Origin of the sequence: Clostridium hydrogeniformans DSM 21757, assembly GCF_000686705.1 — a bacterium.
Classification (GTDB): Bacteria; Bacillota; Clostridia; order Clostridiales; family Clostridiaceae; genus Clostridium_Z; species Clostridium_Z hydrogeniformans.
Genome location: NZ_JMLJ01000008.1, coordinates 60,699 through 86,084, shown reverse-complemented (window position 1 = coordinate 86,084; position 25,386 = coordinate 60,699). Strand labels below are relative to the sequence as shown.

At 28.7% G+C, this 25,386-nt stretch carries 25 protein-coding genes and 1 riboswitch; of the genes, 4 read left to right on the top strand and 21 right to left on the bottom strand.

The features are described from left to right. Window positions 1–80 precede the first annotated feature (80 nt). The 5 genes from clpX to BR69_RS0105615 all read right to left on the bottom strand — a co-directional run bounded on the left by clpX (window position 81) and on the right by BR69_RS0105615 (window position 5,764). Window positions 81–1,370, bottom strand: coding sequence for an ATP-dependent Clp protease ATP-binding subunit ClpX (clpX, locus tag BR69_RS0105635; protein ID WP_027632311.1), 1,290 nt, complete (start codon window positions 1,368–1,370; stop codon window positions 81–83). Window positions 1,371–1,394: 24 nt separating this feature from the next. Continuing rightward, on the bottom strand, window positions 1,395–2,003 hold the full coding sequence (clpP, locus tag BR69_RS0105630) for an ATP-dependent Clp endopeptidase proteolytic subunit ClpP (RefSeq protein ID WP_027632310.1): 609 nt from the start codon (window positions 2,001–2,003) through the stop codon (window positions 1,395–1,397). 379 nt (window positions 2,004–2,382) lie between these two features. Continuing rightward, window positions 2,383–3,672, bottom strand: a complete 1,290-nt coding sequence (gene tig / locus BR69_RS0105625) for a trigger factor (RefSeq protein WP_027632309.1) — start codon at window positions 3,670–3,672, stop codon at window positions 2,383–2,385. Between the two features lie 157 nt (window positions 3,673–3,829). After that, window positions 3,830–4,621, bottom strand: a complete 792-nt coding sequence (locus BR69_RS0105620) for a sugar phosphate isomerase/epimerase family protein (RefSeq protein WP_027632308.1) — start codon at window positions 4,619–4,621, stop codon at window positions 3,830–3,832. Between the two features lie 294 nt (window positions 4,622–4,915). Next, the gene (locus BR69_RS0105615) at window positions 4,916–5,764 is read right to left on the bottom strand and encodes a hypothetical protein (protein WP_027632307.1); all 849 of its coding nucleotides are present in this window, start codon (window positions 5,762–5,764) and stop codon (window positions 4,916–4,918) included. A 186-nt stretch (window positions 5,765–5,950) separates the two neighbouring features. Between BR69_RS0105615 and BR69_RS0105610 the strand changes: the two genes are divergently transcribed. After that, window positions 5,951–6,361, top strand: coding sequence for a bacteriohemerythrin (locus tag BR69_RS0105610; protein ID WP_027632306.1), 411 nt, complete (start codon window positions 5,951–5,953; stop codon window positions 6,359–6,361). A 123-nt stretch (window positions 6,362–6,484) separates the two neighbouring features. On the opposite strand, the gene BR69_RS21775 is transcribed toward BR69_RS0105610, so the two are convergent. Further along, window positions 6,485–6,658, bottom strand: a complete 174-nt coding sequence (locus BR69_RS21775) for a hypothetical protein (RefSeq protein ID WP_160169937.1) — start codon at window positions 6,656–6,658, stop codon at window positions 6,485–6,487. Window positions 6,659–6,928: 270 nt separating this feature from the next. Next, a complete protein-coding gene (locus BR69_RS0105600; protein ID WP_027632305.1) occupies window positions 6,929–7,372 on the bottom strand; it encodes a hypothetical protein in 444 nt (147 codons plus the stop codon). A 290-nt stretch (window positions 7,373–7,662) separates the two neighbouring features. Between BR69_RS0105600 and deoD the strand changes: the two genes are divergently transcribed. Then, the gene (deoD, locus tag BR69_RS0105595) at window positions 7,663–8,361 is read left to right on the top strand and encodes a purine-nucleoside phosphorylase (protein WP_027632304.1); all 699 of its coding nucleotides are present in this window, start codon (window positions 7,663–7,665) and stop codon (window positions 8,359–8,361) included. Window positions 8,362–8,590: 229 nt separating this feature from the next. On the opposite strand, the gene BR69_RS21095 is transcribed toward deoD, so the two are convergent. The 8 genes from BR69_RS21095 to BR69_RS20005 form a co-directional block, all read right to left on the bottom strand. Continuing rightward, entirely contained in the window at window positions 8,591–9,880 is a 1,290-nt protein-coding gene (locus BR69_RS21095) for a murein hydrolase activator EnvC family protein (protein WP_051623507.1), read from the bottom strand. 88 nt (window positions 9,881–9,968) lie between these two features. Next, a complete protein-coding gene (locus BR69_RS20010; RefSeq protein ID WP_034849419.1) occupies window positions 9,969–10,379 on the bottom strand; it encodes an HNH endonuclease signature motif containing protein in 411 nt (136 codons plus the stop codon). A gap of 165 nt (window positions 10,380–10,544) precedes the next feature. Beyond that, window positions 10,545–11,858 (bottom strand): phosphomethylpyrimidine synthase ThiC, encoded by a 1,314-nt coding sequence (gene thiC, locus BR69_RS0105580; protein WP_027632303.1) that lies wholly within the window; start codon window positions 11,856–11,858, stop codon window positions 10,545–10,547. Window positions 11,859–12,032: 174 nt separating this feature from the next. Then, a riboswitch (TPP riboswitch) is annotated at window positions 12,033–12,137 on the bottom strand. Window positions 12,138–12,413: 276 nt separating this feature from the next. Then, window positions 12,414–12,788, bottom strand: coding sequence for a hypothetical protein (locus BR69_RS0105575; protein ID WP_027632302.1), 375 nt, complete (start codon window positions 12,786–12,788; stop codon window positions 12,414–12,416). A gap of 97 nt (window positions 12,789–12,885) precedes the next feature. Continuing rightward, window positions 12,886–14,031, bottom strand: a complete 1,146-nt coding sequence (thiI, locus tag BR69_RS0105570) for a tRNA uracil 4-sulfurtransferase ThiI (RefSeq protein ID WP_027632301.1) — start codon at window positions 14,029–14,031, stop codon at window positions 12,886–12,888. Beyond that, a complete protein-coding gene (locus BR69_RS0105565; RefSeq protein WP_027632300.1) occupies window positions 14,028–15,164 on the bottom strand; it encodes a cysteine desulfurase family protein in 1,137 nt (378 codons plus the stop codon). Before BR69_RS0105565 ends, thiI begins: the two co-directional genes overlap by 4 nt. A gap of 397 nt (window positions 15,165–15,561) precedes the next feature. Beyond that, window positions 15,562–15,804 carry a hypothetical protein gene (locus tag BR69_RS0105560; RefSeq protein ID WP_027632299.1) on the bottom strand — a complete coding sequence of 81 codons (243 nt, stop codon included), beginning with the start codon at window positions 15,802–15,804 and terminating at the stop codon, window positions 15,562–15,564. A gap of 165 nt (window positions 15,805–15,969) precedes the next feature. Beyond that, window positions 15,970–16,632 carry an HDIG domain-containing metalloprotein gene (locus BR69_RS20005; RefSeq protein ID WP_034849417.1) on the bottom strand — a complete coding sequence of 221 codons (663 nt, stop codon included), beginning with the start codon at window positions 16,630–16,632 and terminating at the stop codon, window positions 15,970–15,972. A 370-nt stretch (window positions 16,633–17,002) separates the two neighbouring features. Between BR69_RS20005 and BR69_RS0105550 the strand changes: the two genes are divergently transcribed. Further along, complete coding sequence (locus BR69_RS0105550) at window positions 17,003–17,317, top strand: DUF3784 domain-containing protein (RefSeq protein ID WP_027632298.1); 315 nt, start codon at window positions 17,003–17,005, stop codon at window positions 17,315–17,317. 89 nt (window positions 17,318–17,406) lie between these two features. Here BR69_RS0105550 and BR69_RS0105545 read toward each other — a convergent pair whose 3' ends face one another. Next, window positions 17,407–17,991: an ECF transporter S component gene (locus BR69_RS0105545; protein WP_027632297.1), complete on the bottom strand. Its 585-nt coding sequence runs from the start codon at window positions 17,989–17,991 to the stop codon at window positions 17,407–17,409. 297 nt (window positions 17,992–18,288) lie between these two features. Here BR69_RS0105545 and BR69_RS0105540 point away from each other — a divergent pair, with 297 nt between their 5' ends. Next, entirely contained in the window at window positions 18,289–18,471 is a 183-nt protein-coding gene (locus BR69_RS0105540) for an alpha/beta-type small acid-soluble spore protein (protein WP_027632296.1), read from the top strand. 36 nt (window positions 18,472–18,507) lie between these two features. Here the strand turns inward: BR69_RS0105540 and galU are convergent, their stop codons facing one another. The 5 genes from galU to BR69_RS0105515 form a co-directional block, all read right to left on the bottom strand. Further along, the gene (gene galU / locus BR69_RS0105535; RefSeq protein ID WP_027632295.1) at window positions 18,508–19,374 is read right to left on the bottom strand and encodes a UTP--glucose-1-phosphate uridylyltransferase GalU; all 867 of its coding nucleotides are present in this window, start codon (window positions 19,372–19,374) and stop codon (window positions 18,508–18,510) included. 46 nt (window positions 19,375–19,420) lie between these two features. After that, entirely contained in the window at window positions 19,421–19,966 is a 546-nt protein-coding gene (gene yfcE, locus BR69_RS0105530; protein ID WP_027632294.1) for a phosphodiesterase, read from the bottom strand. 1 nt (window position 19,967) lies between these two features. Then, complete coding sequence (locus BR69_RS0105525) at window positions 19,968–20,879, bottom strand: tetratricopeptide repeat protein (RefSeq protein WP_034849415.1); 912 nt, start codon at window positions 20,877–20,879, stop codon at window positions 19,968–19,970. 347 nt (window positions 20,880–21,226) lie between these two features. Beyond that, window positions 21,227–23,827: an ATP-dependent chaperone ClpB gene (gene clpB / locus BR69_RS0105520; RefSeq protein ID WP_027632292.1), complete on the bottom strand. Its 2,601-nt coding sequence runs from the start codon at window positions 23,825–23,827 to the stop codon at window positions 21,227–21,229. Between the two features lie 299 nt (window positions 23,828–24,126). Further along, window positions 24,127–25,383, bottom strand: coding sequence for a helix-turn-helix domain-containing protein (locus BR69_RS0105515; RefSeq protein WP_027632291.1), 1,257 nt, complete (start codon window positions 25,381–25,383; stop codon window positions 24,127–24,129). Window positions 25,384–25,386 lie beyond the last annotated feature (3 nt).

Below are 25,386 nucleotides of genomic sequence, written 5' to 3'. Positions count from 1 at the left end.
AGGTAATTTTTATGGATAAATGAAAGATCTACTAATTAACTTAAAATAAAAAAAGACAGATTATAAATCTGTCTTTTTTGTTAAGCACTTTCTATGCCTTTTTTATTTTTAACTTTTTTTGTCTTTAAAGCAGGTCTCTTCTCTCCTTCAACGGAAAGAACTTCTGGCTTCTTAGTTGATACTGTATCTTTATTTATAGTAACCTTTGTAATTTCTTCATTAGAAGGTACATCAAACATAGTATCACTCATAATTTCTTCCATTATAGCTCTAAGACCTCTTGCTCCTGTATTTCTCTTTATGGCTTCATCAGCTATAGCTTCTAAAGCTTCTGTATTAAATTCAAGCTCTACATTATCAAGCTCAAATAATTTTTTATACTGTTTAACAAGAGCATTTTTAGGTTCACTTAATATATTCACTAAGGTATTCCTATCAAGAGCATCTAAAGTAACCACTATTGGTAATCTACCAACAAACTCTGGAATTAATCCAAACTTTAATAGATCTCCTGGCATTATGTCTTTTAGAAGCTTACCTATATCCTTACTTTCCTTAGATTTTATATCTGCACCAAAACCTATAGAACTATTACTTGTTCTCTTTTCAATTATTCTATCTACACCATCAAAAGCTCCTCCACATATGAATAATATGTTAGAAGTGTTGATTTGAATAAACTCTTGATGAGGATGCTTTCTTCCACCTTGAGGTGGAACTGAAGCTGTAGTTCCCTCTAATATCTTTAGTAGGGCTTGCTGTACACCTTCTCCTGACACATCCCTTGTAATAGATGGATTTTCAGATTTTCTTGCTATCTTATCTATTTCATCTATATAAATTATGCCCTTTTCAGCTCTCTCCACGTCATAATCTGCATTTTGGATAAGTTTTAAAAGGATATTTTCAACATCCTCTCCCACATATCCAGCTTCTGTAAGAGTTGTAGCATCTGCAATTGCAAAAGGTACATTTAAAAATTTTGCAAGAGTTTGAGCTAATAGAGTTTTACCTGACCCTGTTGGTCCTAATAATAAGATATTACTCTTTTGAAGTTCTACCTCTCCATCCCCTTCATTACTACGAATTCTCTTATAGTGATTATAAACAGCCACAGCTAAAGATCTCTTTGCACGATCTTGACCTATTACATACTGATCAAGATAAGATTTTATCTCAGTTGGCTTTGGTAAATTTGTAGAATCTATTTCTATACTTTCTTCAAATTCATCTGCTATGATTTCTGAACAAAGTTCTATACATTCATCACAAATATAAACTCCTGGTCCCGCTATAAGTCTTCTAACCTGGTCTTGATTTTTGCCACAGAAAGAACACTTTAACTGCTTTTTGTCATCATATTTAACCATTACTACACCTCTCTAGGTTTTATACTACTTGTCATTTTCCCCTTTGCTCTCCTCATGCCTAGCATAAACCTTATCTACTAAGCCATAATTCATCGCTTCTTCTGCACTCATAAAGTAATCTCTTTCTACATCTCTTTGTATCTCTTCTAGAGGTTTTCCTGTTTTTTCACTTAAAATCCTATTTAATGTATCCTTTGTTCTTAAGATTCTTTTAGCGTGAATATCTATATCAGTAGCCTGACCTTTGAATCCTCCTAAAGGTTGATGTATCATTATTTCACTATTTGGAAGAGCAAATCTCTTACCTTTTGCACCTGATGCTAAAAGGAATGCTCCCATGGAAGCTGCCATACCTACACATATTGTACAAACATCAGGTTTTATATAGTTCATTGTATCATAAATAGCCATACCAGATGTTATTGAACCTCCTGGACTATTTATGTATAAAGATATATCCTTATCTGGATCTTCACTTTCTAAAAATAACAATTGTGAAACTACTAAGCTAGCAGTTACATCATTAACTTCATCACTTAACATTATTATTCTATCTTTTAATAATCTTGAATAAATATCGTAAGATCTCTCTCCTCTATTTGTTTGTTCTACAACTACAGGAACTAAAGCCATGTAAAATCCCTCCTTAACTCTTCTTTAAATATAGTAGCATAGATATAAAGATACTATATAATATAACCAATTTTAAAAATTGTAACCATAGTTAGATTATATAATAAAATACCTAACTTTGCTAATACTTATTTTGTAATGCTTTTATATATTATACTCTATAGGGTATTGTATACTCAACCCTTATACTAGATGCCTATACCTTATTAATAAATTTATAATAAGATTTTTTTATTAATTTTATTCCTTATTCTAAGGTAATCTTATACTTTTTATATAATATATTCTTTACATTATATCATATAAGCAAAATACTCCCAAATAAAAAATAATTGCCAGAAAAAGTTCTTCTGGCAATTATCTTTATTTTATTTAAAAATTATACTATTTTAGCGCCTTCTACAAGCATTTTAATAGCCTTTTCACGTACTACATCTTGCTTTATAAGATGTCCTTGAGATTGAACTAGTAAATCAACCATCTTATCTAATTCCTTATCCCCATATTGCTTAGCTATTTCTAAAGCTTTTTCCTTCATTTCTTCTTCAGTAGCATCTACATTTTCTGCCTTTACTATAGCTTCTATAACAAGGTCAGTTTTAACCTTCTTGAAAGCTCCTTCTTTCATGAACTCTCTCATTTTTTCTTCTGTATTATTTGTGTATGCATAGTATGTTTCAAGATCTAATCCTTGATATTTTAATCTCATTTCAAGATCCTTTATCATTTGATTAGTTTCATTTTCTATCATAGCTTCTGGTATTTCTACTTTAGCATTCTCACAAGCTACAGTTATTATTTCTTCTTCTAGCTCTCTCTTAGCTCTTAAATCATTTGATTCACTAATATTTTTTTCTATATCACTCTTTAATTCAGCCATTGTATCAAATTCTGATACTTCCTTAGCAAACTCATCATCTAAAGCTGGAAGCTCTTTTACCTTTATTTCATTAACTGTTACTTCAAATAAAGCTGGCTTTCCATTTAAATCTTCTCTACCATAGCTTTCTGGGAAAGTAACCTTAATTTCTTTACTTTCAGAAACCTTAGTTCCAACTAATTGATCTTCGAAAGTATCTATGAAAGTACCTGAACCTATTTCTAAGCTAAAGTCCTTACCTTCTCCACCTTCAAAAGCAACTCCATCAATAAATCCTTTAAAGTCTATAACTGCTATATTTCCTTTTTCAACAGTTCCTTCTGCCTTAGTTTCTATTCTAGCACTCTTTTCTTGCATAGACTTTAATTGCTTTTCAACTTCTTCTTCTCCAACTTTATACTCTATGTTCTTAACTTCTACACCCTTGTATTCACCAAGTTCTACCTCTGGCTTAACTACAACAATTGCAGTATATATAAAGTCTTTACCTTCTTCTATTTGAACCACATCTATTTGTGGGTAATCAACTGGTGTTATATTATTATCATCTAAAGCCTTTGGATAAGTATCGTCACAGCAGAAGTTTATAGCATCCTCATATAAAGCCTCAACTCCATAGTATTTCTTTATTATGTTCATTGGTGCCTTACCTTTTCTAAATCCAGGCACATTAAATCTCTTAGAGTTTTTATTATATGATTTCTTTAAAGCTTCGTTGAACTTCGCAGCTTCTACAACAACTTCTAACTTTACTACATTAGTTTCAACTTTTTCCATCTTAACATTCATTGATGACTCCTCCTAAAATTCTTCTTAAAAAATATTTTAATAATAGCAATTTGCTACAAATTAAACCACATTTAAACATAAGCAATTTGCTCTAACTCAAACATTATAACATAGATTTAAAAATTATTTCAAACATTAATATAAAATATTTAGCATTTTACTCTATTTCTCTCAAAATTTCTTCTAAAAACTTTTTACTTTTATATAAATCATGGTTTTCTTCAAAGTTGTCCCTATAAACTTCTATAATTCCAATTCCATTATATCCATAAGTTTTTAGTTCTTTTATAATACCTCTGTAATCCACATCTCCCTTACCTGGAAGGAGACAATCTTCCTTTTGGCTTCTATCATTTATATGTAAATTTTTTATTCTATTCTTTAATACCCCTATATATTCCTTTGGATCTATTCCACACTTAAAAGCTTGCTTTATATCTAAGGTATAATTAAGCTCTGGTACTTCTTTTAATAAAATTTTTAGAAAATCTAAATCCTTTGACATACACCTTGATACATTTTCCTGGCAAAGTATAATTCCTTCATCGTAAGCTATTTCAACCAATGTTTTATATACTTTTATTATTAGTTCTAAATCCACAGTATCTATTGGCCTATATCTATCTCCATGAAATGTATAATACTTTGCTCCAATTATTTTTCCAACTCTACAAACCTTCCTAAATATTTTAACCATATCTTCTCTTCTTCTTTCATACCTATCAAAGATATAAGGTTCAAAAGCTGAAGCAAAGCTATGAATAGAATTTATATTAAAATCATATTTTTCCTTTTCCTTAAGTAATATTCTCCCAAACTCCTCTTCATATTCTGAATAAGTATTTAAAAAAATTTCTCCACTATTAAAACCTATGGATTTAATAAGTTTTATAGACTCTTCTGGATTTATAGTTGGATAAAAACTTGCAGAAGATAATCCTATTTCCATATTGTCCACCCCATCTAATTATAATTGATGACTTTTATTATACTACTTTATTATTGAAAGATTTATATATTTTTCACTATTCATACTATATATAAATAACCTTATATATAGTGATTAAACACATTAATATATTCACCCTTAGAATTTTTTAATATACCTTATTTAAAACAAACTATCAGTAATGTTTTTAAATTCAAAATAAACACTATCAAAATTATTGGATTCCAATGATTTTTGATAGTGTTTTATTAATTAACTTTTAAAACTATACAATATTTATATTTTCTACATCCTTTAATCCACTAAACTTCCATCTGGTTTCAGATACTTTAAACTTCCATCCATGTTTATTTCTAATCCCTTTTCTTCTAATTTCCCAAAGGATATATTCTTCCCACTTATATTATATACCATTTTATGGCTTTTACTAGTTAAATCAACCATCCATATATAATAATCATCTTTATTAAACCAAGGCAACTTACTTATATAAGCTAGATTATTATTATCTACAATCCTTGGAGTGCTATGCCATATATAATCTGGTTTTTCTTTTAGTGTATTATCCTTATAGAATGTATTCCTATTATCGCTAGTTACATATTCCTTTAAAGTTATATCCTCTAAAGCCCCTTCTTTGTTTATTGTATATATATTTTGAGTCTCTTCATCTATAATCACTATAAAATCTTTATTTTGAGATATATCAAAAGATATCTTAGATTTAAGAGGATCTATAACTTTGTATTCCCTTCCCCCTTGGTTTTCAGTATAAATTACCTTTATTTCTTTTCCACTTCCTAAATCCAGGGTAAGATCTTTATCTGATATTTCTTCTTTATTTTCCTCTACCTCTTCTTTTGATTGTTCTTCTTTCTTCTCTTCCTTATCCTTTTCTGATTCATCCTCTTTATCACTATTAATTTCTTTACCTTTATTAGTTTCTCCCTTATCTAACTCCCCATCTTGCTTCTCTGAAAAGAAGCTCTTAAAAGATAAGAAGGTTATGTTTTTACTTATATATTTCCTTGCAAAGAAACCACCTAGGGTCAAAACTGCTATTATAATTAAAATTATATTTCTAATTTTTCTTCTCTTCATTTTCTTTTCATAATCTTTGCTAAATATGCTAGGTCTTCCCACGGTAAACCCTCCTAGTAAATACCTATTTTATTACTTAATCTCTACATATTATAACTCATAAAAATATATTTAGTAATGGTTTTAATAAAAAATATACATTTTGACAAAGAAAGTTTTATATCCTATAGTTATATTAGGTAAATTATGAATATAATTCTTTTAAATTACTTATTTCTGGAGGATACTATGTTTAATTGGAAAGAAGAATATAGTGTAGGGGTTAAGGCTATAGATAACCAGCATAAGGAATTATTTAACCTAGGAAATATGATTTATAATAAAATCAAATCTAATAATAAAGATAAAATGGAAGATGTAAAATTAATAATAAAAAGACTCCATGAGTATACAATTTATCACTTTGAGTATGAAGAATCCCTTATGGAAAAATATAATTATAGGGATTATTTTCAGCATCAAAATAGCCACAAAGATTTTATAGATGCTTTAGATAACATGGAAGATCTAGATATGCTTATAAATCAAGATAAGGCTTTAGTTGATATGTTAAACTTTGTATTAGAATGGATTACTAAACACATATTAAAGGAAGATATGCAGTATAAAGAGTTCTTCTTAAATAAAATCACAGGGTAAAATAATCTTTCTAATCTTAAAGTTTTAACATATCTACATTACTATATGTGAAAGTATAGTAATGTAGATTTACATAAAAGAAAGGATATCTTAGTAAAAGATATCCTTTCTTTATATATATAATTATCTCTTTTTTCCACAACCACAAGAACCACCGCAACCGCAGCTTCCACCACTTTTACATGCACAAGAAGATTTCTTCTTAAAATCCATAAGAACTTTTTCTGTATATATATTTTCTGTATATTCTTCTCCACCGTGTTCTTGAGATTCCTTTAATAAAGATTCTTTATTCATAGCTACCTCCATACTGATATTCATTTTCATATAATAAATATTATCACTCTATTCCTCTTTTGTCACCTATAAGTTTTTAATATTTTTTAAAATCCTATTTTACCTATTTATAACAATAGCTCTAAAACCTTTATTACTCATATATTTCCCTAATAAGTTTAAAAGATATTAATTATTTTAAAATATATATTTAATATATATTTAATATATATTTAATATATATTTATAAACTTATTATGCTTGGATTAAAGTTAAATATTCAATTATTCACTACCAATTATTAAGTTTATTTATATACTCTCCCAAGGGGTGTTTAAGCATATCTATTTGATTCTCTAAATAATTTATCCTTAAATATATTTCTTGAAGTTTTTTTCCTTCTTCTATTGTTAAGTCTTCCTTAATAAGCAAATTTCTTTCTATAATATATGGAGCCATATTTTCCTTTACTTCTTTTATATCCCCTTTTATTTCTATTTCCTTTTCTTCTCTTATTAGCTTATCTTCATATACTATTGAAGTATGTGAAAACTCCTCTTGTAATTTCATAAGTATAATATAATATTCACTTATATTATTAAAAACTGTAGTTAATTTATCCCATTTTGAAAAATGAATCTTTCTAAGAATATGAATTTTCTCCTCCTCAAGAGTTGCTATATCTTTGTTTAACTTCTCAATTTCATTATCCCTTACTTCTTTTTTTCCTAACACAAATTTTCCCCCTTACTTTTAATTTTAAATTTACCTTAAGCTATTTTTATAGTGTTTTCTATTATAAATAAACTTAAAACCCTTATTTTTCATCCTCTAAATTAACCTTATATTTCAACATTTATAAAAAATCAGTTTTTTCTTTAGATTAGAGTATAAAAGTTCTTCTATTTAATTAATTTTCTACTAATATAGTTTTATGAAAAGGTCTAATATAGTAATATTATAGTATATTCTTAAAATTAAAACTTTTTGTTTTTATTATACTATAAATAAGGAGATGATGTCATATGAGTATTCATATTAATGCAAAAGAAGGTTCTATTGCTGAGACTATATTGTTACCTGGTGATCCCTTAAGAGCTAAATACATAGCAGATAACTTTTTAGAAAACCCTATATGTTACAACGAGGTAAGAGCTATGTATGGATTTACTGGGTTTTACAAAGGAAAAAAGGTATCTGTCCAAGGTACTGGAATGGGAATCCCATCAATTAGTATATATGTAAATGAACTTATAAACTCCTATGGAGTTAAAAATCTTATAAGAATAGGTACAGCTGGTTCCATAAATAGTGAAATAAAAGTACGTGACTTAGTTATAGCTATGAGTGCTTGTCATGATTCTAATATGAACTCTAGCCTATTTCCTAACATGACCTATTCCCCTACTGCTGACTTTTCCTTATTAAATAAAGCTTATAATTTAGCTATTGAAAACAATTTAAACCCAAAGGTAGGTTCTGTATTAACTACAGATACATTTTATAATAATGATATAACTCACTGGAAAAAGTGGGCAGATTATGGTTGCTTAGCTATAGAGATGGAGACTGCTGCCCTTTATACCCTAGCTGCAAAGTATAAAAGACGTGCTTTAACCCTATTAACTATAAGTGATAGCCTTATAACCTCTGAGGAGACTACTGCCCTTGAAAGACAAAATACCTTTACTAACATGATGGATATAGCCCTAAATCTTGTTTAACCCTAAATAAAAAAGACTTTATTACATGGCATTAAATCCCACTTGTAATAAAGTCTTTTTAATTCATTATAAAATAAATTTCAATTTAGATATAGTTTTTACTCTAGATATTTTTTAGACCTTTATAATTCTTTTAGTTTAAGATTTTAATTATATATAAAAATTAAAAATATCTTGGATAAACTCTTATACTTAGAAGTAGCGTTTCATTACAATTTATAATCTCTTATTATCCTAAATAGCTCATTGGATTTACTCTTGAACCATTTACTAAGAACTCTAGGTGTAAATGAGGACCTGTACTCATTCCTGTAGAACCTACATTAGATATAACTTGTCCTTGTTTAACCCTGTCTCCTGTAGAAACATGTAATGCACTTGAGTGTCCATATAAGGTCTGTATTCCGTTACCGTGATCAATTATAATCATTTTACCATATCCTGCATTAAGTCCAGCAAAAATAACCTGTCCATCTTTTACCGCTTTTACAGGTGCTCCCATAGGTGCTCCAAAGTCTGTTCCTGTATGAAGCTTTTTCTCCCCTGTTACTGGGTGAATTCTATATCCAAAGTGTGATGTAATGGGTGCACTTACAGGATAAATCCATCCACCAGAGCTTGGCTTACTAGGTTGTGAAGTTCCATTATTATTATTATTGTTGTTTCCACCGGTATTATTACTACTTCCATTATTCTTATTAGCACTAGCTGCAATAATAGAATCTATTTCCCTTTGAATATCCTCATTAATATCTTCTAGTTGTGATGCTTCTCTTTGTACCTTCTTTTGCTCATCACTTAATGCTGAAGTCTTAGCTAGTTTCTGATTCTCCATTGTTTCTAACTCTTTTTTACTATTTTCTAATGCTTTCTTTTCTTCTACTAACTTGCTTTTTGCACTATCTAATTGGCCTTTTTTATTTTCAAGACTTTTTCTATCCTCTAGAAGCTTTTCTTCTTTCTCTTTTAGATCATCTTGTATAGATTTTATCTCTTCCATAAGATCTTTGTCATAATTCACCATTCTTTTTATGTTTTCAAATTTACTTATAAAGTCTGAAAAACTACTACTTTCAAATATAACAAAAAGTAATTGGTTGTATGTATTGTTTTTATATATAGCCCTTAATCTATCATCAAGTAACTTCTCTTTGTCCTTAAATTCAATTTCTTTTTCCTTTATCCCTTTTTCTAAATCTTTTGTTTCCTCTTGTAAGGATGATATACTTCCTTCTAAATCTTTTATATTATCTTCTACGCTACTTAACTCTTTATCCTTATTATTTATAACATTTATTTTTTCAGCTATATTAGTTGTAATTTCCTTTATTTCTTGTTGAACTTGTCCCTTTTCTGTTTCTAAAGATTTATTCTTCTCTTTAAGCCCATCAATTTTTTTTTCATTTTCCTTTTGTTCTTGCTTCTTACCATTTACGCTAGTACTAGCTGTTGCCATGGTTGTGTTAAAAACTAAAGCTAATGCTAAAATAAAAGAAAAAGTCTTTTTATTTCTTAACATGGTATTCTCCCTTTCTTTACCTTACTAATGTTATGATTATACTAAAAAACCTCTAAAATTTCCATTAACAATATGTAACTATTATATTTTACATAAATTTTTCCATAAGATTTTTAATTTCAACCTCATAAGGTTCTAAATATAATCTTCCCCCTAAAAGTCTTAATATAATATCTTCTATATAATACCCTTCCTTATATATTTTAAGGGGATTAACTACTCTTAAAACTTCACTAATACTTATATTCAATAAGTTTTTAATATCCTCTTCTCCATAATATTTTTTCCCTTTAAATATATTATAGAGTTTATCTTGAAGTTCTCTTTTAAATTTAAAGTCAACTTCCTTGCTAAAATGTGGACTTTTTTTACCTCTATGACACTTAAAACATAAATATTTAAAATTTATTGGTAAATTAGCTAGATAGCTTGCCTCACTTCTAAATATTATATGATGAATTTCTACCTTTTCTCCTCCACATATTTGGCAATACTTCACTGCACCCTCTCCTTTTAAAATATCTTTTGTCAATATATATTATATACATATTTTTTATAAATTTTAAAGGTGTATTCTTAAACTTCCTATTAATTAAATGTAAAAATGCTATGAAAACTCAATGGTCTTCATAGCATTTTTACATTTAACCCCTTTTAAGGTATTCTAATCATCTTCTCTTAAAAGATTTATATCTTTTCCAGCTAAAATCTTATTCATGTTTCTCATAGAACACATTTTTCCACACATAGTACAGCTATCTTTATGATGTGGAGTAGATTCTGCCCTATATTTTTGTGGCTTTTCTTTATCTAAAGCTAGATCAAACATCTTATCCCAATCAAGCTCTTGTCTTGCCTTACCCATCTTATAGTCCCAGTCTCTGGCTCCTTTAACACCCTTTGCAATGTCAGCAGCATGGGCAGCAATTTTAGACGCTATTATTCCTTCTTTCATATCATCAAGATTTGGAAGTCTTAAATGTTCTGCTGGAGTTACATAACATAGGAAATCTGCTCCATAAGTAGCAGCTATGGCTCCTCCTATTGCTGAAGTTATATGATCATAACCTGGTGCTATATCTGTAACTATTGGCCCTAACACATAAAATGGCGCTCCATGACAAAGTCTTTTTTCAAGAATCATGTTAGCCTCTATTTCATTTATAGCCATATGTCCTGGTCCTTCTATTATTACCTGTACATTTTTCTTCCAAGCTCTTTTAGTAAGTTCTCCAAGAACCATAAGTTCTTTCACCTGACTTGCATCTGTAGCATCATTTATACATCCTGGTCTGCAAGCATCTCCAAGGCTTAAAGTTAAATCATACTTTTCACATATATCTAATAATCTATCAAAATGCTCATAAAATGGATTTTCCTTCTTATTAAGCTCCATCCAAGCAAATAATAAAGATCCTCCCCTAGATACTATATGGGTAAGTCTTGGATTTCTTTTAAAGGTTTCTATGGTTTCTCTATTTAATCCTGCATGGATGGTTACAAAATCAACTCCATCCTCTGCATGTTTTTCTACCACCTTAAAAAACTCATCCACTGTTATATCCTTAAGCTCTTTATCATAAAATCCTACTGCATCATACATAGGAACTGTTCCAATCATTGCTCCTGACATTTCCACTAATTCTTTTCTAAACTCTGCAGTTTTACCATAGTTAGAAAGATCCATTATAGCTTCTGCCTTCATATCTAATGCTACTTTAACCTTTTCTAACTCTCTCTCTAGATTATAATCATCTCTAGATATACCTAAATTTACATTAATTTTTGTTTTAAGTCCTTGTCCTATTCCATTTGGATCTAAAGATTTATGGTTTTTATTAGCTGGTATAGCTATCTTTCCTTCAGCTACAAGATTCATTAATGTATGTAAATCCATCTGCTCCTTACCTGCAACTATTTCCATCTCCTTTGTTACTATGCCCTTTTTAGCAGCATCCATTTGTGTTGTATAATTCATTTTAAATCCCCCTGTATTCTTGTATTTATTTTAAAAGTTTTATAGAGATTAATATAAAAGTCACCTATAGCCTTTAATGCTAGAGGTGACTTAAATGAACTTAACATGAATACCAAAGGACATGCCTTAAATAAAAAAGGCTTGCCCTAGGCAAGCCAATAATTATCTAAATATTAAATAATATGTATGCTTTCCTACGGTGGTACTATCCACATCAGGTTCAAGGGTTAAAGTCTTATTACTTCTCTCAGCCTAAATAAGGCACCCCTAGCTCATTGTTATATTAACTTTTAATTACACCATCATTATATACCCATAGATATACTTTGTAAACATTTAATTGGTATATTAATCTTAAATTATATAGATTTTCTAAATTTATAATTCTTTATTCTATAGAGCGAATCTTCCTTCATATGGTGTTCTTTCCATTATCTGAAGGTTAGATGAGTTAATCTAGGGTTGTCTCAACTGTTATCCCACACCTTTTAGAGGATGGGGATATTAAAGCTTATATCCATCAGATAAATTAATACTCAATATACTAAGTTCTAGCTATTTTAAAACTAATTCTACACATCTACACCTTACTTCTTCATTTAAAATTTCTGAAAGTTTTTTTGCTTCCTCTTCTCCATGCCATTTATAATGCCACTTATCAGCGTTCTTAAGAGAAACTCTTCTTATTGTTCCATTTTCCCCATACTCTAAAAACTTTCCATCACTAAACTCTATTACATATATGGTCATAGGGTCAAAATAATATAGCTCTAGTTCCTCTTCTCTACACTGTTTTTTCTTACCTTTCTCAGTGTATATTGTATATATTTTTTTCTCTCCTACCTCTCTTCTATCAACTATTTGCCCAAAGCCTTCTTTATTATCTTCATAAAAAGATACATCATATCCTATGGGAAACCTAAAACTCATATAAACACCACCTTACAACTGTCTATTTTAAAACTTAAGTAAAACAATAATTTAAATTATATAAAATTAGGATGTGCTTAAATACACATCCTATGTTTTATAATTCATAAGTTTCCATATTATCAATAGCTTCTTTTACAAGTTCATCAATATTAAGAACTGACTCACTTTTTACCATTTCTTCTAATCTTGGTTTAGTTTTAGGATGCTTTGGTACAAATATAGTACAGCAATCCTCATAAGGTAATATGGAAGTTTCGTAAGTTCCTATGTCTCTTGCTATATCCATAATATCAACTTTATCCATAGTAACTAGCGGTCTAAAGACAGGTCTATCAGAGCAGTTATCACTACATACTAAACCTTCCATAGTTTGACTAGCTACCTGACCTATACTCTCTCCTGTAGTTACCGATTGTATTCCCTTATTCTTTGCTAAAGCACATGCTACCCTCATCATAAATCTTCTCATTATTATAGTAAGTTCATCTTCCCTACAATTTTCTATTATACTCATTTGTATATTAGTAAAAGGAACTACATATAAATTAACCTTACCTGTATATCCAGATAAAATTTTAGCTAAATCTTTTACCTTTTCCTTAGCTCTTTCACTGGTATAAGGATGAGAATGGTAATATACAGCACTAAGTTCTACTCCTCTTTTGGCCATTAAGTATCCAGCTACTGGTGAATCTATTCCACCTGATAGCATAAGCATAGTTCCCCCATTCATTCCATAAGGAAGACCACCTACAGCCTTTATCTTATCTTCATAAATATAAGCCTTACCTCTTATTTCTACTCTAAGCATAAACTCAGGACTTTTTACATCAACAGATAAATTTTCTGTGTTACTTAATATATATCCTCCTAAAGTTCTACTTATCTCCATAGAATTCATAGGAAAGGTTTTATTTGCTCTATTGGTTTCTACCTTAAATGTTTTAGGTGATACCTCTTTAATAACCTCTAAAGCTTCCTTCTTTATTTCTTCTAAATCACTTTCAACTTCTCTAACTATACATACCTCTGCTATACCAAAAACATTTCTTATAGGTTCTATTAAGTCTTCTAAGTTTTCTCCACTAATAAACCATCTTCCTTGATCTATTATAAGTTCATGAGGTATATCTTTTATCACTCTTTCTATATTCTTTTTTAATTTTTTTTCAAACTTCCCTCTATTTAATCCTTTTAAAAATATCTCTGGTGCGTATTTTACTAATATTAATCTTCTCATCTTTTTAATCTCCTTAAAAACTTTAATGAAGCCTCTATGACTCCTATGGTTTCATCCACTTCTTCCTTAGTACTAAATTCATTAAAACTAAATCTAAGGGTTCCTTCTATATAATCCTCTGAAAGCCCTATAGCCTTTAACACATGGGAATACTTCTTATCCTTTGAAGAACAAGCTGAAGCCGTAGATACATATATATCTTTTTCTTCTAAAAGATGAAGAAATACCTCTCCCCTAGTCCCTTTAAAACTTAAATTTAATATATAAGGAGAAATATCTTCACTTAAAGGGCTATTTATACTTAATTTCTCTATATGATTTATTTTATTTATAAAGTATTCTTTTATTTCACTAACCTTCTTATAGTTCTCTTTTAATTGGCTAGTAATTATTTCTGTTGCTTTTCCTAAAGCTAGAGCAGCTGGCAAGTTTTCAGTTCCAGCTCTAAGTCCAAGCTCTTGTCCTCCACCGGCTATAAGAGGGATAGGAGTTAAACCCCTTTTCATATATGCAATTCCTATACCTCTTGGTCCATGAATTTTATGTCCGCTAGCTGATAATAAATCCACATTACATTTTTTAACATCTATAGATACCTTCCCAAATCCTTGAGTAGCGTCTACATGAAATTTAGCCCTACCATGATACTTTATTATTTTTCCTATTTCCTCTATAGGCTGGATGCTTCCTATTTCATTATTAACATGGATTATGCTAACTAAAAATGTATCCTTAGTTAAAGCATTCTTTAATTCTTCTAAATCTATTAAGCCTCTATTATTAACCTTTAAATATGTTACTCTTATTCCTTGAGACTCTAATATCTTACAAGTCTTTAACACACTAGAATGTTCTATTTCAGTAGTTATTAAATGTCCTTCTGGTCTTATAAATCCTCTTAAAAAGAAGTTATTGCTTTCACTACCGCCTGAAGTAAAGATTATTTCTTCCTTAGAAGCATTTATAGCTCTGCCAATTACCTCTCTACTATAATTCAATTTTTTTTCTGCCATCATACCTAATTTATGAGGAGAAGAGGGATTTCCAAAATAGTTTTTCATACTATAGGACATTTCCTCTATAACTTCATCATAAGGTTTAGTGGTGGCAGCATTATCAAAATAAATCATTATGCTATCACCTTTCTATGTTAATCATTATTCTCTAAGATATATAATTATATAACAAAATATGTACCAATGTAATTATATATTAATTAATACCTAATTTCTATAATAAATCCATGAAGATTAGATATTATTTTAAGCTTTTATTCTTTTACTTTTAACTTATTAACTATATTTCAAGTATAACTTAAAATTCACGAAAAAATTATTGTAATTTTCTGATTTTTCTAGCAACCTTGACATATTTCGAAGTTCATGTTATAAAATTCATAGCCACACTTTTATAAGTAGAATAAAAGTACACATATTTCTTCTTGCCCATATTAGTGTGGCTGCCCAAAATAAAAAGCACCTAAATAAAAATTTAGATGCACCAATGAATACCTTTACACAGGATATTTAATTAAAATATGTTTCTCACTTCTATATCATCCCATAAATTTTCTAAAGATCCTTCTCTTAAGGTAGCCTTATCAATAAACTCCTTGCTGTCTTTAAAAAATTCAATATCTCCCATATAGCCATATCTTAAAAAACATATTCCTTTTTCCCCAGTACTTATACCATAGATTCTATTCTTATATTTTATATCAAATTCTCTTCCTTTATCTAAGTCACAACAAAAATCTTTAAAGCTATATACCATAACATCACCCCTAAAAGTCTATTTAATATATAATTCTTTAAAAGTATAAAAATTCCTTTATGTTTTTTGCACATATATAAAATTTTTATATCTATATATAGTAATTTTAAAATTTTATACTTCATTCTTCTTTAATATTATATGTATCAATAAGATTTTTAAAACTTATTCCTTAAATTTAGGTAACTCTGGTTTTTCTATTCCCTTCTTACTACTTACCTTAGTTAAAAACTCTTCTATACTATTAAAAGTCTCCCTTCTTTTTTCACTATCCATTCCCCCCCTACCCATTCTATCACTTAATGAAAGAAGCCCAAGTTCATATAGAGATGTATTTTCAACTATTCCATCTATATCACTAAAAGGGAGGTTTTTAACAATAAATAATGGATTCATATGATAGGTCACCAAGGCAGCCACCTCTTTTATAAAGTTTTCATCCTCATTAAAGTAGTTTAGAAATTCCTCTGCCATCCTCCCTCCTACTTTGTCATGTTCATAAGAGGTCCATCTCCCCTTCCTAAGTTTTGTGGTGGGGGTTTTCCCTATATCATGTAAAAGAAGTGCCCACATAAGTATTCTTTTATCCTCACTAAACTCTCTGTTTTTTGCCCCTTCATCTAAAACCATCATTAAATGATTAAATACATTCCCTTCTGGGTGATATTTAAGATTTTGTTCTATATTCTTTAAATCTTCTATCATAGAAAAAGGATAATCCTTTAAATATCCTTCTTCACTTATTCTCCTAAAATAATTAGACGGCTTCTCATCCTTTAGTAAATGCTCCTCTATTTCATTAAATAGTTTCCTAGAATCTTTATTCATTAAAAATCACCTTACCTTATGATTATAAAAGTCTTCTTAAACTTTATATTTATCTTCCTTTAACTTATAACTCCTTATTTCTAGCCTAATAAAACTCTACCGATATTCTTATAATTACCTAATTTTTTATTTTTTATGCTTACACATCAGCTCTTACTTTCTCCTTTAGTACTATATATTCTAAAGCTATATTACTTAACTTCATGTAATAAAATATTAATATTTTTCTTTAATTTTAAATTTATTAGAAATATATATATGTTCCTTCTATAAATTATATAATGTTATAATTTATGTAATATAATCTATCAATTAATTAGTATCTTAATTTGTTATATTGTTTAATATGGTAATAAGGAGATGTTTTAATATGACTTTATTTATTTTTATAAATTTTATCCTTGGATTTATATTTATATTTTTGGGTTATGAAATAAAATATAACAAAAGATTAGATTTAATTAATGATTTAAATATTAAAAATATAGCAGATAAATTATCCTATTCAAAATGGATTGGTTTCTCTGAACTTATTACGGGTTTATTATTTTTAATAACTTCTTTTATAGTTTTTATTACTAAATCAATACTTTTAGGAAGTGCAATTAATGTATTATTAATAGTAAGCCTTATAATACTGTTAATTTATGGTGACAGAAAATATGGTACTAAGTTAAAAAAATAATCATATATTATGCGTTATCTTGAGTTTGTATTTTCATATAAGCTTATATAATAAAAAGGTATTATGATAAATCATAATACCTTAAGACTTTATTTCCTCATTTTTTTAACTGCAAGTACAATAGAAGATGTAATAAGTGCTGCAACTATTGCCTCTAAAATACCATTTGTATATACCACACTTAAAACTAATTTTTTAGCGCCTTGAACTGTAGTATTTTTAGCTGCGGCATACTTGTCCACATATAAAAGTAATATCATAGATAATACTCCAACAGTATTAGTTATAGATCCTACTAAAGCAGCTATTGATATTCTTATAGATTGATTTTTTATTCTTACAGCTTTATATACTAAATATGTAGTTATAGCTATAAGTATTCTTGGAAGTATTGAAACTAATGGATTAACCAAAGCAAAAGATAATAAATTAGGTGCTATCATATTTTGAAAAATACTAAATGCCCCAAACATAAATCCTATAGCCATTCCTACTTTAGGTCCTTCTAATATGGTACCTATTATAACTGGAATATGCATTATAGTTAACCTTGCAATTGGTAATTGAATAAAACCATAACCTGATAACCCTAGAAATATGGTTATCCCCGAAAGCAGTCCTATAACCGTCAGCTTTCTCACCTTAGTTTTCCTTACCTCAAATACATTATTCATTTTAATACCCTCCCACTCTCACTCTAAATTAGATGTGAGTTGAATTTTTAGAAAATTTTGTTATTATTTGTTCAGTTTCTACTAAAAGAATACCGACAAAAGTATTTTATCATTTTCTATAAAAATTTCAATAACTATTTTAAATATTTTAAGAAAAATATTCCTCTTTTTCCTATGAACAATAAGGATTTCCTTGTTTTTTATAGTGTATTTTAAAACCTTAAGGATAAAATATTATCACAAGGTAAATAAAAAAATTTTTACCAAGAATAATATAAATTAAAGGAGGAATTTCTTATGGCAAAGAAATTAGTACCAGAAGCAAAAAATGGATTATACAAATTTAAAAATGAAGTAGCAAGTGAAATGGGAGTACCATTTAGCGAATACAATGGAGATTTATCTTCTAAGCAATGTGGATCTGTTGGTGGAGAAATGGTAAAAAGAATGGTAGAACAATACGAAAATGGCTTAAAATAATATAAATAATAAAGGGAGCAATATTGCTCCCTTTTATTATAGCTTAAAAGACTTTAAATACTCTGTAAAGTCTTCTCTAAGTTCATCTCTTTTTAATGCAAATTCAACAGTAGCCTGAAGGAATCCTAATTTATCTCCCACATCATATCTCTTTCCTTCAAAGTTATAAGCATACATAGCTTCCTCAGAAATTAGAACCTTTAATGCATCAGTAAGCTGAATTTCCCCATTTTTTCCTGGCTTTGTATTCTCTAATATTTCAAAAATCTTAGGAGTTATTATGTATCTACCTAAAATAGCTACATTAGAGGGTGATTCTTCTACTGATGGTTTTTCTACTAAATCCTTAACCTTATATACTCTATCTTCTATATGAATACCACTTACTATCCCATATTTATCTACATTCTCTTTTGGTACCTCTTGAACTCCAAGTATTGTGGTATTATATTCATCATAACAATCTATAAGCTGTTTTAAACAAGGCTTACCCTCATTATAAACTATATCATCTCCAAGCATTACCGCAAAGGGCTCATTTCCTACAAAAGTTTTTGCACAATATATGGCATGTCCTAGCCCCTTTGGTTCCTTTTGTCTTATGTAATGTATATCTACCATATCAGTTATATCTCTAACTAATTCTAAAAGTTCTGTCTTTCCTTTAGATTGTAATTCATATTCAAGTTCCACTGACTTATCAAAATGGTCTTCTATACACTTTTTATTTCTTCCTGTTATTATTAAAATTTCTTCTATCCCTGATTCTATAGCTTCTTCTATTATATATTGTATGGTTGGTTTATCAACTATTGGAAGCATTTCCTTAGGCTGAGCCTTTGTAGCTGGAAGAAACCTAGTTCCAAGCCCCGCTGCTGGAATAATAGCCTTTTTAACCTTCATATTGATTCCTCCTAAATAAACAATTCTTATTTAATGGTTTTCTTAATTAACTTAATTCTATGGTCTTTATAACATTTCCTTCTAAATCCTTTATAAAAAACTTTTCACCCTGAAGTACCCCATAGGAATTTTCACTATTTTCCTTAGGTAATGTAATAGAACCTGGGTTTATATAATATACCCCATTAACTTTCTCCCCTCTTGGTACATGAGTATGCCCACTTATAACTATATCTCCCCTAGTAGAAGTAATTGGATTATTCTCATTGTACTTATGTCCATGGGTTATAAATATCCTTTTTCCACTATAAAATATTAAACTATACTCTGATAGTATAGGAAAGTTTAAAACCATTTCATCTACTTCACTATCACAATTACCCTTTACAGCTATTATATGCTCCTTAAAAGTGTTTAAAATATCTATTACTTCTTTAGGATTATACCCTTCTGGAATTATATTTCTTGGTCCATGATATAATATATCTCCTAAAATAACTATTTCCTTTCCCTCTTCCCTTTTATAAGCCTCTAATGCCTTTTTTAAGTAATAACTAGAACCATGAATATCTGATATAAAAAATAATTTCATATTACCTCTCCTCATCTTCAATCACTAAAGGCCATACTTCTTTTAATTCCTCATCCTTTTTTACATATTCTTTAAACCAAGGAAGAAGTTCTACAGCTTTTTTTAAATCTTTAGAAGCCTTTTCTATATTTTTTATTAAAGCATAGAAACAAGCTCTGTTATAATATAAAGACGGCATTGAAGGATTGTATACTATTCCCTCACTTATTATCTTTATAGCCTTATTATAATCTTGTTTTTCCTTATATATAATTGATAAATTTAAAAAAGAATATCCATAGCCTAAATTAGCCTTAATAGCTTTTTTGTAGCATTCTATTGCTTCCTCTATATTATTCTTTTTTTTAAGTACTACAGCTCTATTAAATAGTCCCATATAATGATTTGGTATTATATTTAAACTTTTATCTGCTTCTATTAAGGCTTTATCATAGTACTCTATTTCTTCATAAATACTACTTAAGTTTAAATGAGCCCAAAAATCTGAATCAATAAGCCTTATTACTTCTTTATAAAATTCTATTGCCTTTATCTTTTCCCCTAATTCATCATAGGCATTGGCCATAAAAAAATAAGCCCTATCATAATTTTTATTATTTTCTACAGCCTTTTTATAATATTCTATAGCTTTTCTGTAATCCTTAATATTATCATATAAGACTCCTATACCATAGTATGCTCTGCTTTCTTCTTTATCTAAATTTAAGATTTTCTTATAGATATCCTTAGCTTTATTATATTCTTCCATCTCATCATAAATAAGTGCTATATCAAGAAGTAACTCTATATTATTTTCTCCCTCTTTATATAAGCATGCTCTTAAAAAGTAGGGTAATGCACCTTGTAGATCCTTTTCCCCCAATAAAACTTTACCTTTTCTTATAAGTTCATCATATTTAAATGATTTTATCATATATCCTTCCTTTCAAAATCATAAGAATTATAAGTTAACTCTTACTTTATAACTATAATATATTATAATTTCTTAGATATATAAAGTTTATTTATTTTTCTTTATTGAAAACATTAATTAATTCTTTATGTAAAATAAGTACTTATTCTTGTACTATATATACATATTCAAGCTAAAACTAATATATTTAAAAGTCTAGTATCATAAATATTATAAAAGCCCTTATACTATTACAGCTATATTAAAGTAAGAAACATAAGGACTTCTATAATAAACTTTATTATAATATTTTTTAAAATTTATAACTTAAGCTTTAACCGTCTTCATAATAAACTTAAATAAAAGTACTATTCTATACTTAAAACAATATTATCCTCAGTAGCATCTACTAATATATTTTCTCCATTATGCACACTGCCTTTTATTATAAGTTTAGCGATTTCAGTCTCTAAAGTGTTTTCAATATATCTCTTAAGAGGTCTTGCTCCATAATAAACATCATATCCCTCTCTTGCTATTAAATCCTTAGCTTTTTCTGAAAGCCTTAGAGATATATTCTTTTCCTTTAGTCTACCTTCAATATCCTTTAGGAAAATATCAATAATTAATTTTATTTTATCTAGGGATAGAGGTTTAAATAATATTATATCATCTAATCGATTTAAAAATTCTGGCTTAAACCTTAGTTTAACCTCTCCTAATATTTGTTTTCTTACCTCTTCTTCAATAACTTCTTCCCCATGATTATTTAATAATAATTCACTTCCTATATTAGAAGTCATTATAATTATAGAATTTTTAAAATCTACAATTTTTCCTTTATTATCTGTAAGTCTTCCATCATCTAAAATTTGAAGGAATATATTAAATACATCCTTATGTGCTTTTTCTATTTCATCAAATAAAATTACACTATATGGGTTTCTCCTAACAGCTTCTGTTAATTGTCCCCCTTCTTCATATCCCACATATCCCGGTGGTGCCCCAACTAGTCTTGATACAGAATGCTTTTCCATATACTCTGACATATCTATTCTTATTATATTGTCCTCAGAATCAAATAATGTTTTAGCTAAAGTCTTTGCAAGCTCTGTTTTACCAACTCCTGTAGGACCTAAAAATATAAATGATCCAATAGGTTTTCTTTCATCTTTTATACCTGCTCTTGCTCTTATTACAGCATTGGTTACCGCTTCTGCTGCTTCATCTTGACCTACTACTCTTTTTTCTAACTCTTCTTTTAAATGTAAAAGTTTTTGTCTTTCTCCTTCTACTAGCTTTGTTACTGGAATCCCTGTCCAATTAGATACAATCTGTCCTATTTCTTCTGCTGTAACCTCTTCCTTTAAAAGAGCTCCATCATAATTTTCTTTTATTTCTTCTTCCTTTTTCTTCATATCCTTTTGTAGCTTTGGTAAAACTCCATATTTTAATTCTGCTACCTTATTTAAATCATATTGCCTCTCATATTTTTCTATTTCTCCTTTAACTTCATCAATAGATGATTTTAAGTTTCTAACCTCTAGAATATGAGCCTTTTCCTTTTCATATTTAGCAGATAATTCTTTATCCTTTTCTTTTAAATTATCTACCTCTCTTTCTATTAACCTTAATCTTTCCTTAGAATATTCATCATTCTCTTTAGTTAAAGCTTCTCTCTCTATTTCTAGCTGCAAAATTCTCCTCTTAATAGAATCTAATTCACTTGGCATAGAATCTATCTCGGATCTTATCATAGCTCCTGCCTCATCTATAAGATCTATAGCCTTATCTGGAAGATATCTATCAGTTATATATCTTTGTGAAAGCTTTGCTGCTGCTACAATGGCAGAATCATGAATTCTTATACCATGATGTATTTCAAATCTTTCCTTTAATCCTCTAAGGATAGATATGGTGTCTTCTACAGTAGGCTCTTCTGTAACCACTGGTTGGAATCTTCTCTCTAGTGCCTTATCCTTTTCTATATACTTTCTATACTCATCGAATGTTGTGGCCCCAATACAATGTAGATCCCCTCTTGCAAGTGCAGGTTTTATAATATTCCCTGCATCCATAGCTCCTTCTGTTTTCCCAGCTCCTACTATGGTATGAATCTCATCTATGAATAATATTATACCGCCTCTACTACTTTCTACTTCTTTTAAAACTGCCTTTAGTCTTTCCTCAAATTCCCCCCTGTATTTAGCTCCAGCAATTAATGCTCCCATATCTAAAGATATTATTGTTCTATTCTTAAGACTCTCTGGAACATCTCCTCTTACAATTCTTTCAGCTAGTCCTTCTACTATAGCTGTCTTTCCAACTCCTGGTTCTCCTATTAACACTGGATTATTTTTAGTTCTTCTTGATAATATTCTAATTACTCTTCTTATTTCCTCATCTCTCCCTATAACAGGATCAATTCTATGGCTTCTTGCTCTTTCTATTAGATTGATTCCATATTTATTTAATGCATCATAGGTTTCTTCTGGCGCTTCAGTATTAACTCTCTGATTTCCTCTTATAGTAGATAATATATTAATGAATTCTGATTTTTTTATTTGAAAGGAATTAAGTATTTTTCCTACCTCTCCCTTACTATCTACTTCAATAAGTGATAAAAATACATGTTCAACACTTATATAAGAGTCCTTAAATTCATTTTTAATCTCTTCAGCTCTTATAAATACCTCTTCAACTCTTCTAGTTATATATAAATTTCCACCCTTTGCTCCCTCTCCTAATACTTTTGGAAGCCTATCTAAAGAATTATCTATGGAATTTTTTATGCTTTTTAAATCTTTCCCCATTCTCTCGAATATTGTTCCAATTAATCCATCCTTTTGATTAACTAAAGCTGAAAATAAATGAATAACATCTATTTGCTGATGATTAAATCTAACTGCAGTTTTTTGTGCCTCATTTAATGCTTCTTGTACCTTTAAAGTAAGATTATCTATATTCATACAAAAACTCCTTTCTATAAATGTGAGATCTCCTAATAATTCTCACCTTAAATATAAATCCTATCTATAAGTCTTATATATTTTTATAAAATATATAAGACTTATGATTAAAAACTTTTTCACATACTATTATACCCCTATATAATAGTTTTTCAATTATGCTGAAGTCCTACTCCTATAATGGATAAAGTTATCCTTTATATTATTTAATAAAATGATTTATTTTACTTATAGGAATAATATAAAATTAGGGTGAACATTATATTTTTCTAAATGTTCACCCTAATTCTATATTATATTTAAATCTTTTTTTCCATGGTTACAGCAAGATTTAAGTATTTTAATGCTTCTCTAGTCTCCCCTAGTTTAAAATACATATTACCCATCTCCAGGTATCTTTCATATATATCCTTTTTACTACCAAATTTTATAAGAGCATCAAAGGAAAAATTCATATACATTTCTGATTCTATAAACTTGTCCTGCTTCTGCAATACCTTTGATTTTAAATAATAAGCTCTTTCTATATATTTAATATCATCACTAGAAATTGCATAGTTCAAAGCCTCATCACACCTATTTTGTGCCTCTTCCACAAGTCCCTTTTCTAAAAGATTTTCTACACATGTAATAAGAACATTTACAATTCCTTTTTCATTATTAGCTTTACATATATCTATAGCTTCATTTATATACATAAAACTTTTTTCTATTCTACCAACTTCCATAAGTATTAAAGAAGAATTTATTAGTGCACAAATTTTTTGATCTGTATTCTCATAAAGGGAATGAGCTTTATTTTCAAAGTCATCTGCTTCCTTCAAACCTCTTTTAAGAAGTACATCTCCAATAAAATTATATATACCCGCACGTGTTGACTTATCTTGTACATACTCTACATAAGTTCTTAATTCGTCCACAAGCCTATAAGCCTCATCAAAATCCTTAAGTCTAACATGACAAGCGGCTTTATTGTATATTGCTATGGCCTTCTCATTATTATCAGCTATAGCTTTTTCATCTATTAAGTCTATCATATTCTCAAAATAAGATGATGCCTGAGCGTATTCTCTATTGAAAAAGAAATATTTACCCATATCCTTTAAATATATTAGCATGTTATCTACGCTTCCACTTTTCTGACAAACATCATAATATTTAGAGACCATAATCTGTATTTTCTCAAAACTCTTAATATCTAAATAATTTTTAAATAATATATGTATTAAATGGAATGCTAGGTCATAATACTTATATTCCATAGCATATTCTAAGTTATAAGAAAGTTTCTCTTCTAATTCATTAGAGAAATTTTGATTCTTAAACTTACTTATATTATCCTTTATCTGTTCTTTAACATCCTTCAATAAATAACTAATATCTAAATCTAACTTTTCTGCTACCATTTCTAATATCCATTGTTCTGGCTTTACTTTATTGTTTTCTATACAACTCATTTTGGATACCGAAATTTTATCACCACATATTTCCTTTAAGGTAGCACCCTTATATATTCTAGCTCTTTTAATTTTCTCCCCTGTTGATAATATTTCCATATT

Coding starts and splice junctions, on each gene's coding strand:
- clpX (WP_027632311.1), bottom strand. CDS start 1,370: ATGGTTAAATATGATGACAAAAAGCAGTTAAAGTGTTCTTTCTGTGGC.
- clpP (WP_027632310.1), bottom strand. CDS start 2,003: ATGGCTTTAGTTCCTGTAGTTGTAGAACAAACAAATAGAGGAGAGAGA.
- tig (WP_027632309.1), bottom strand. CDS start 3,672: ATGAATGTTAAGATGGAAAAAGTTGAAACTAATGTAGTAAAGTTAGAA.
- BR69_RS0105620 (WP_027632308.1), bottom strand. CDS start 4,621: ATGGAAATAGGATTATCTTCTGCAAGTTTTTATCCAACTATAAATCCA.
- BR69_RS0105610 (WP_027632306.1), top strand. CDS start 5,951: ATGTTTAATTGGAAAGAAGAATATAGTGTAGGGGTTAAGGCTATAGAT.
- BR69_RS21775 (WP_160169937.1), bottom strand. CDS start 6,658: ATGAATAAAGAATCTTTATTAAAGGAATCTCAAGAACACGGTGGAGAA.
- deoD (WP_027632304.1), top strand. CDS start 7,663: ATGAGTATTCATATTAATGCAAAAGAAGGTTCTATTGCTGAGACTATA.
- BR69_RS21095 (WP_051623507.1), bottom strand. CDS start 9,880: ATGTTAAGAAATAAAAAGACTTTTTCTTTTATTTTAGCATTAGCTTTA.
- thiC (WP_027632303.1), bottom strand. CDS start 11,858: ATGAATTATACAACACAAATGGATGCTGCTAAAAAGGGCATAGTAACA.
- BR69_RS0105575 (WP_027632302.1), bottom strand. CDS start 12,788: ATGAGTTTTAGGTTTCCCATAGGATATGATGTATCTTTTTATGAAGAT.
- thiI (WP_027632301.1), bottom strand. CDS start 14,031: ATGAGAAGATTAATATTAGTAAAATACGCACCAGAGATATTTTTAAAA.
- BR69_RS0105560 (WP_027632299.1), bottom strand. CDS start 15,804: ATGGTATATAGCTTTAAAGATTTTTGTTGTGACTTAGATAAAGGAAGA.
- BR69_RS20005 (WP_034849417.1), bottom strand. CDS start 16,632: ATGAATAAAGATTCTAGGAAACTATTTAATGAAATAGAGGAGCATTTA.
- BR69_RS0105550 (WP_027632298.1), top strand. CDS start 17,003: ATGACTTTATTTATTTTTATAAATTTTATCCTTGGATTTATATTTATA.
- BR69_RS0105545 (WP_027632297.1), bottom strand. CDS start 17,991: ATGAATAATGTATTTGAGGTAAGGAAAACTAAGGTGAGAAAGCTGACG.
- BR69_RS0105540 (WP_027632296.1), top strand. CDS start 18,289: ATGGCAAAGAAATTAGTACCAGAAGCAAAAAATGGATTATACAAATTT.
- galU (WP_027632295.1), bottom strand. CDS start 19,374: ATGAAGGTTAAAAAGGCTATTATTCCAGCAGCGGGGCTTGGAACTAGG.
- yfcE (WP_027632294.1), bottom strand. CDS start 19,966: ATGAAATTATTTTTTATATCAGATATTCATGGTTCTAGTTATTACTTA.
- BR69_RS0105525 (WP_034849415.1), bottom strand. CDS start 20,879: ATGATAAAATCATTTAAATATGATGAACTTATAAGAAAAGGTAAAGTT.
- clpB (WP_027632292.1), bottom strand. CDS start 23,827: ATGAATATAGATAATCTTACTTTAAAGGTACAAGAAGCATTAAATGAG.
- BR69_RS0105515 (WP_027632291.1), bottom strand. CDS start 25,383: ATGGAAATATTATCAACAGGGGAGAAAATTAAAAGAGCTAGAATATAT.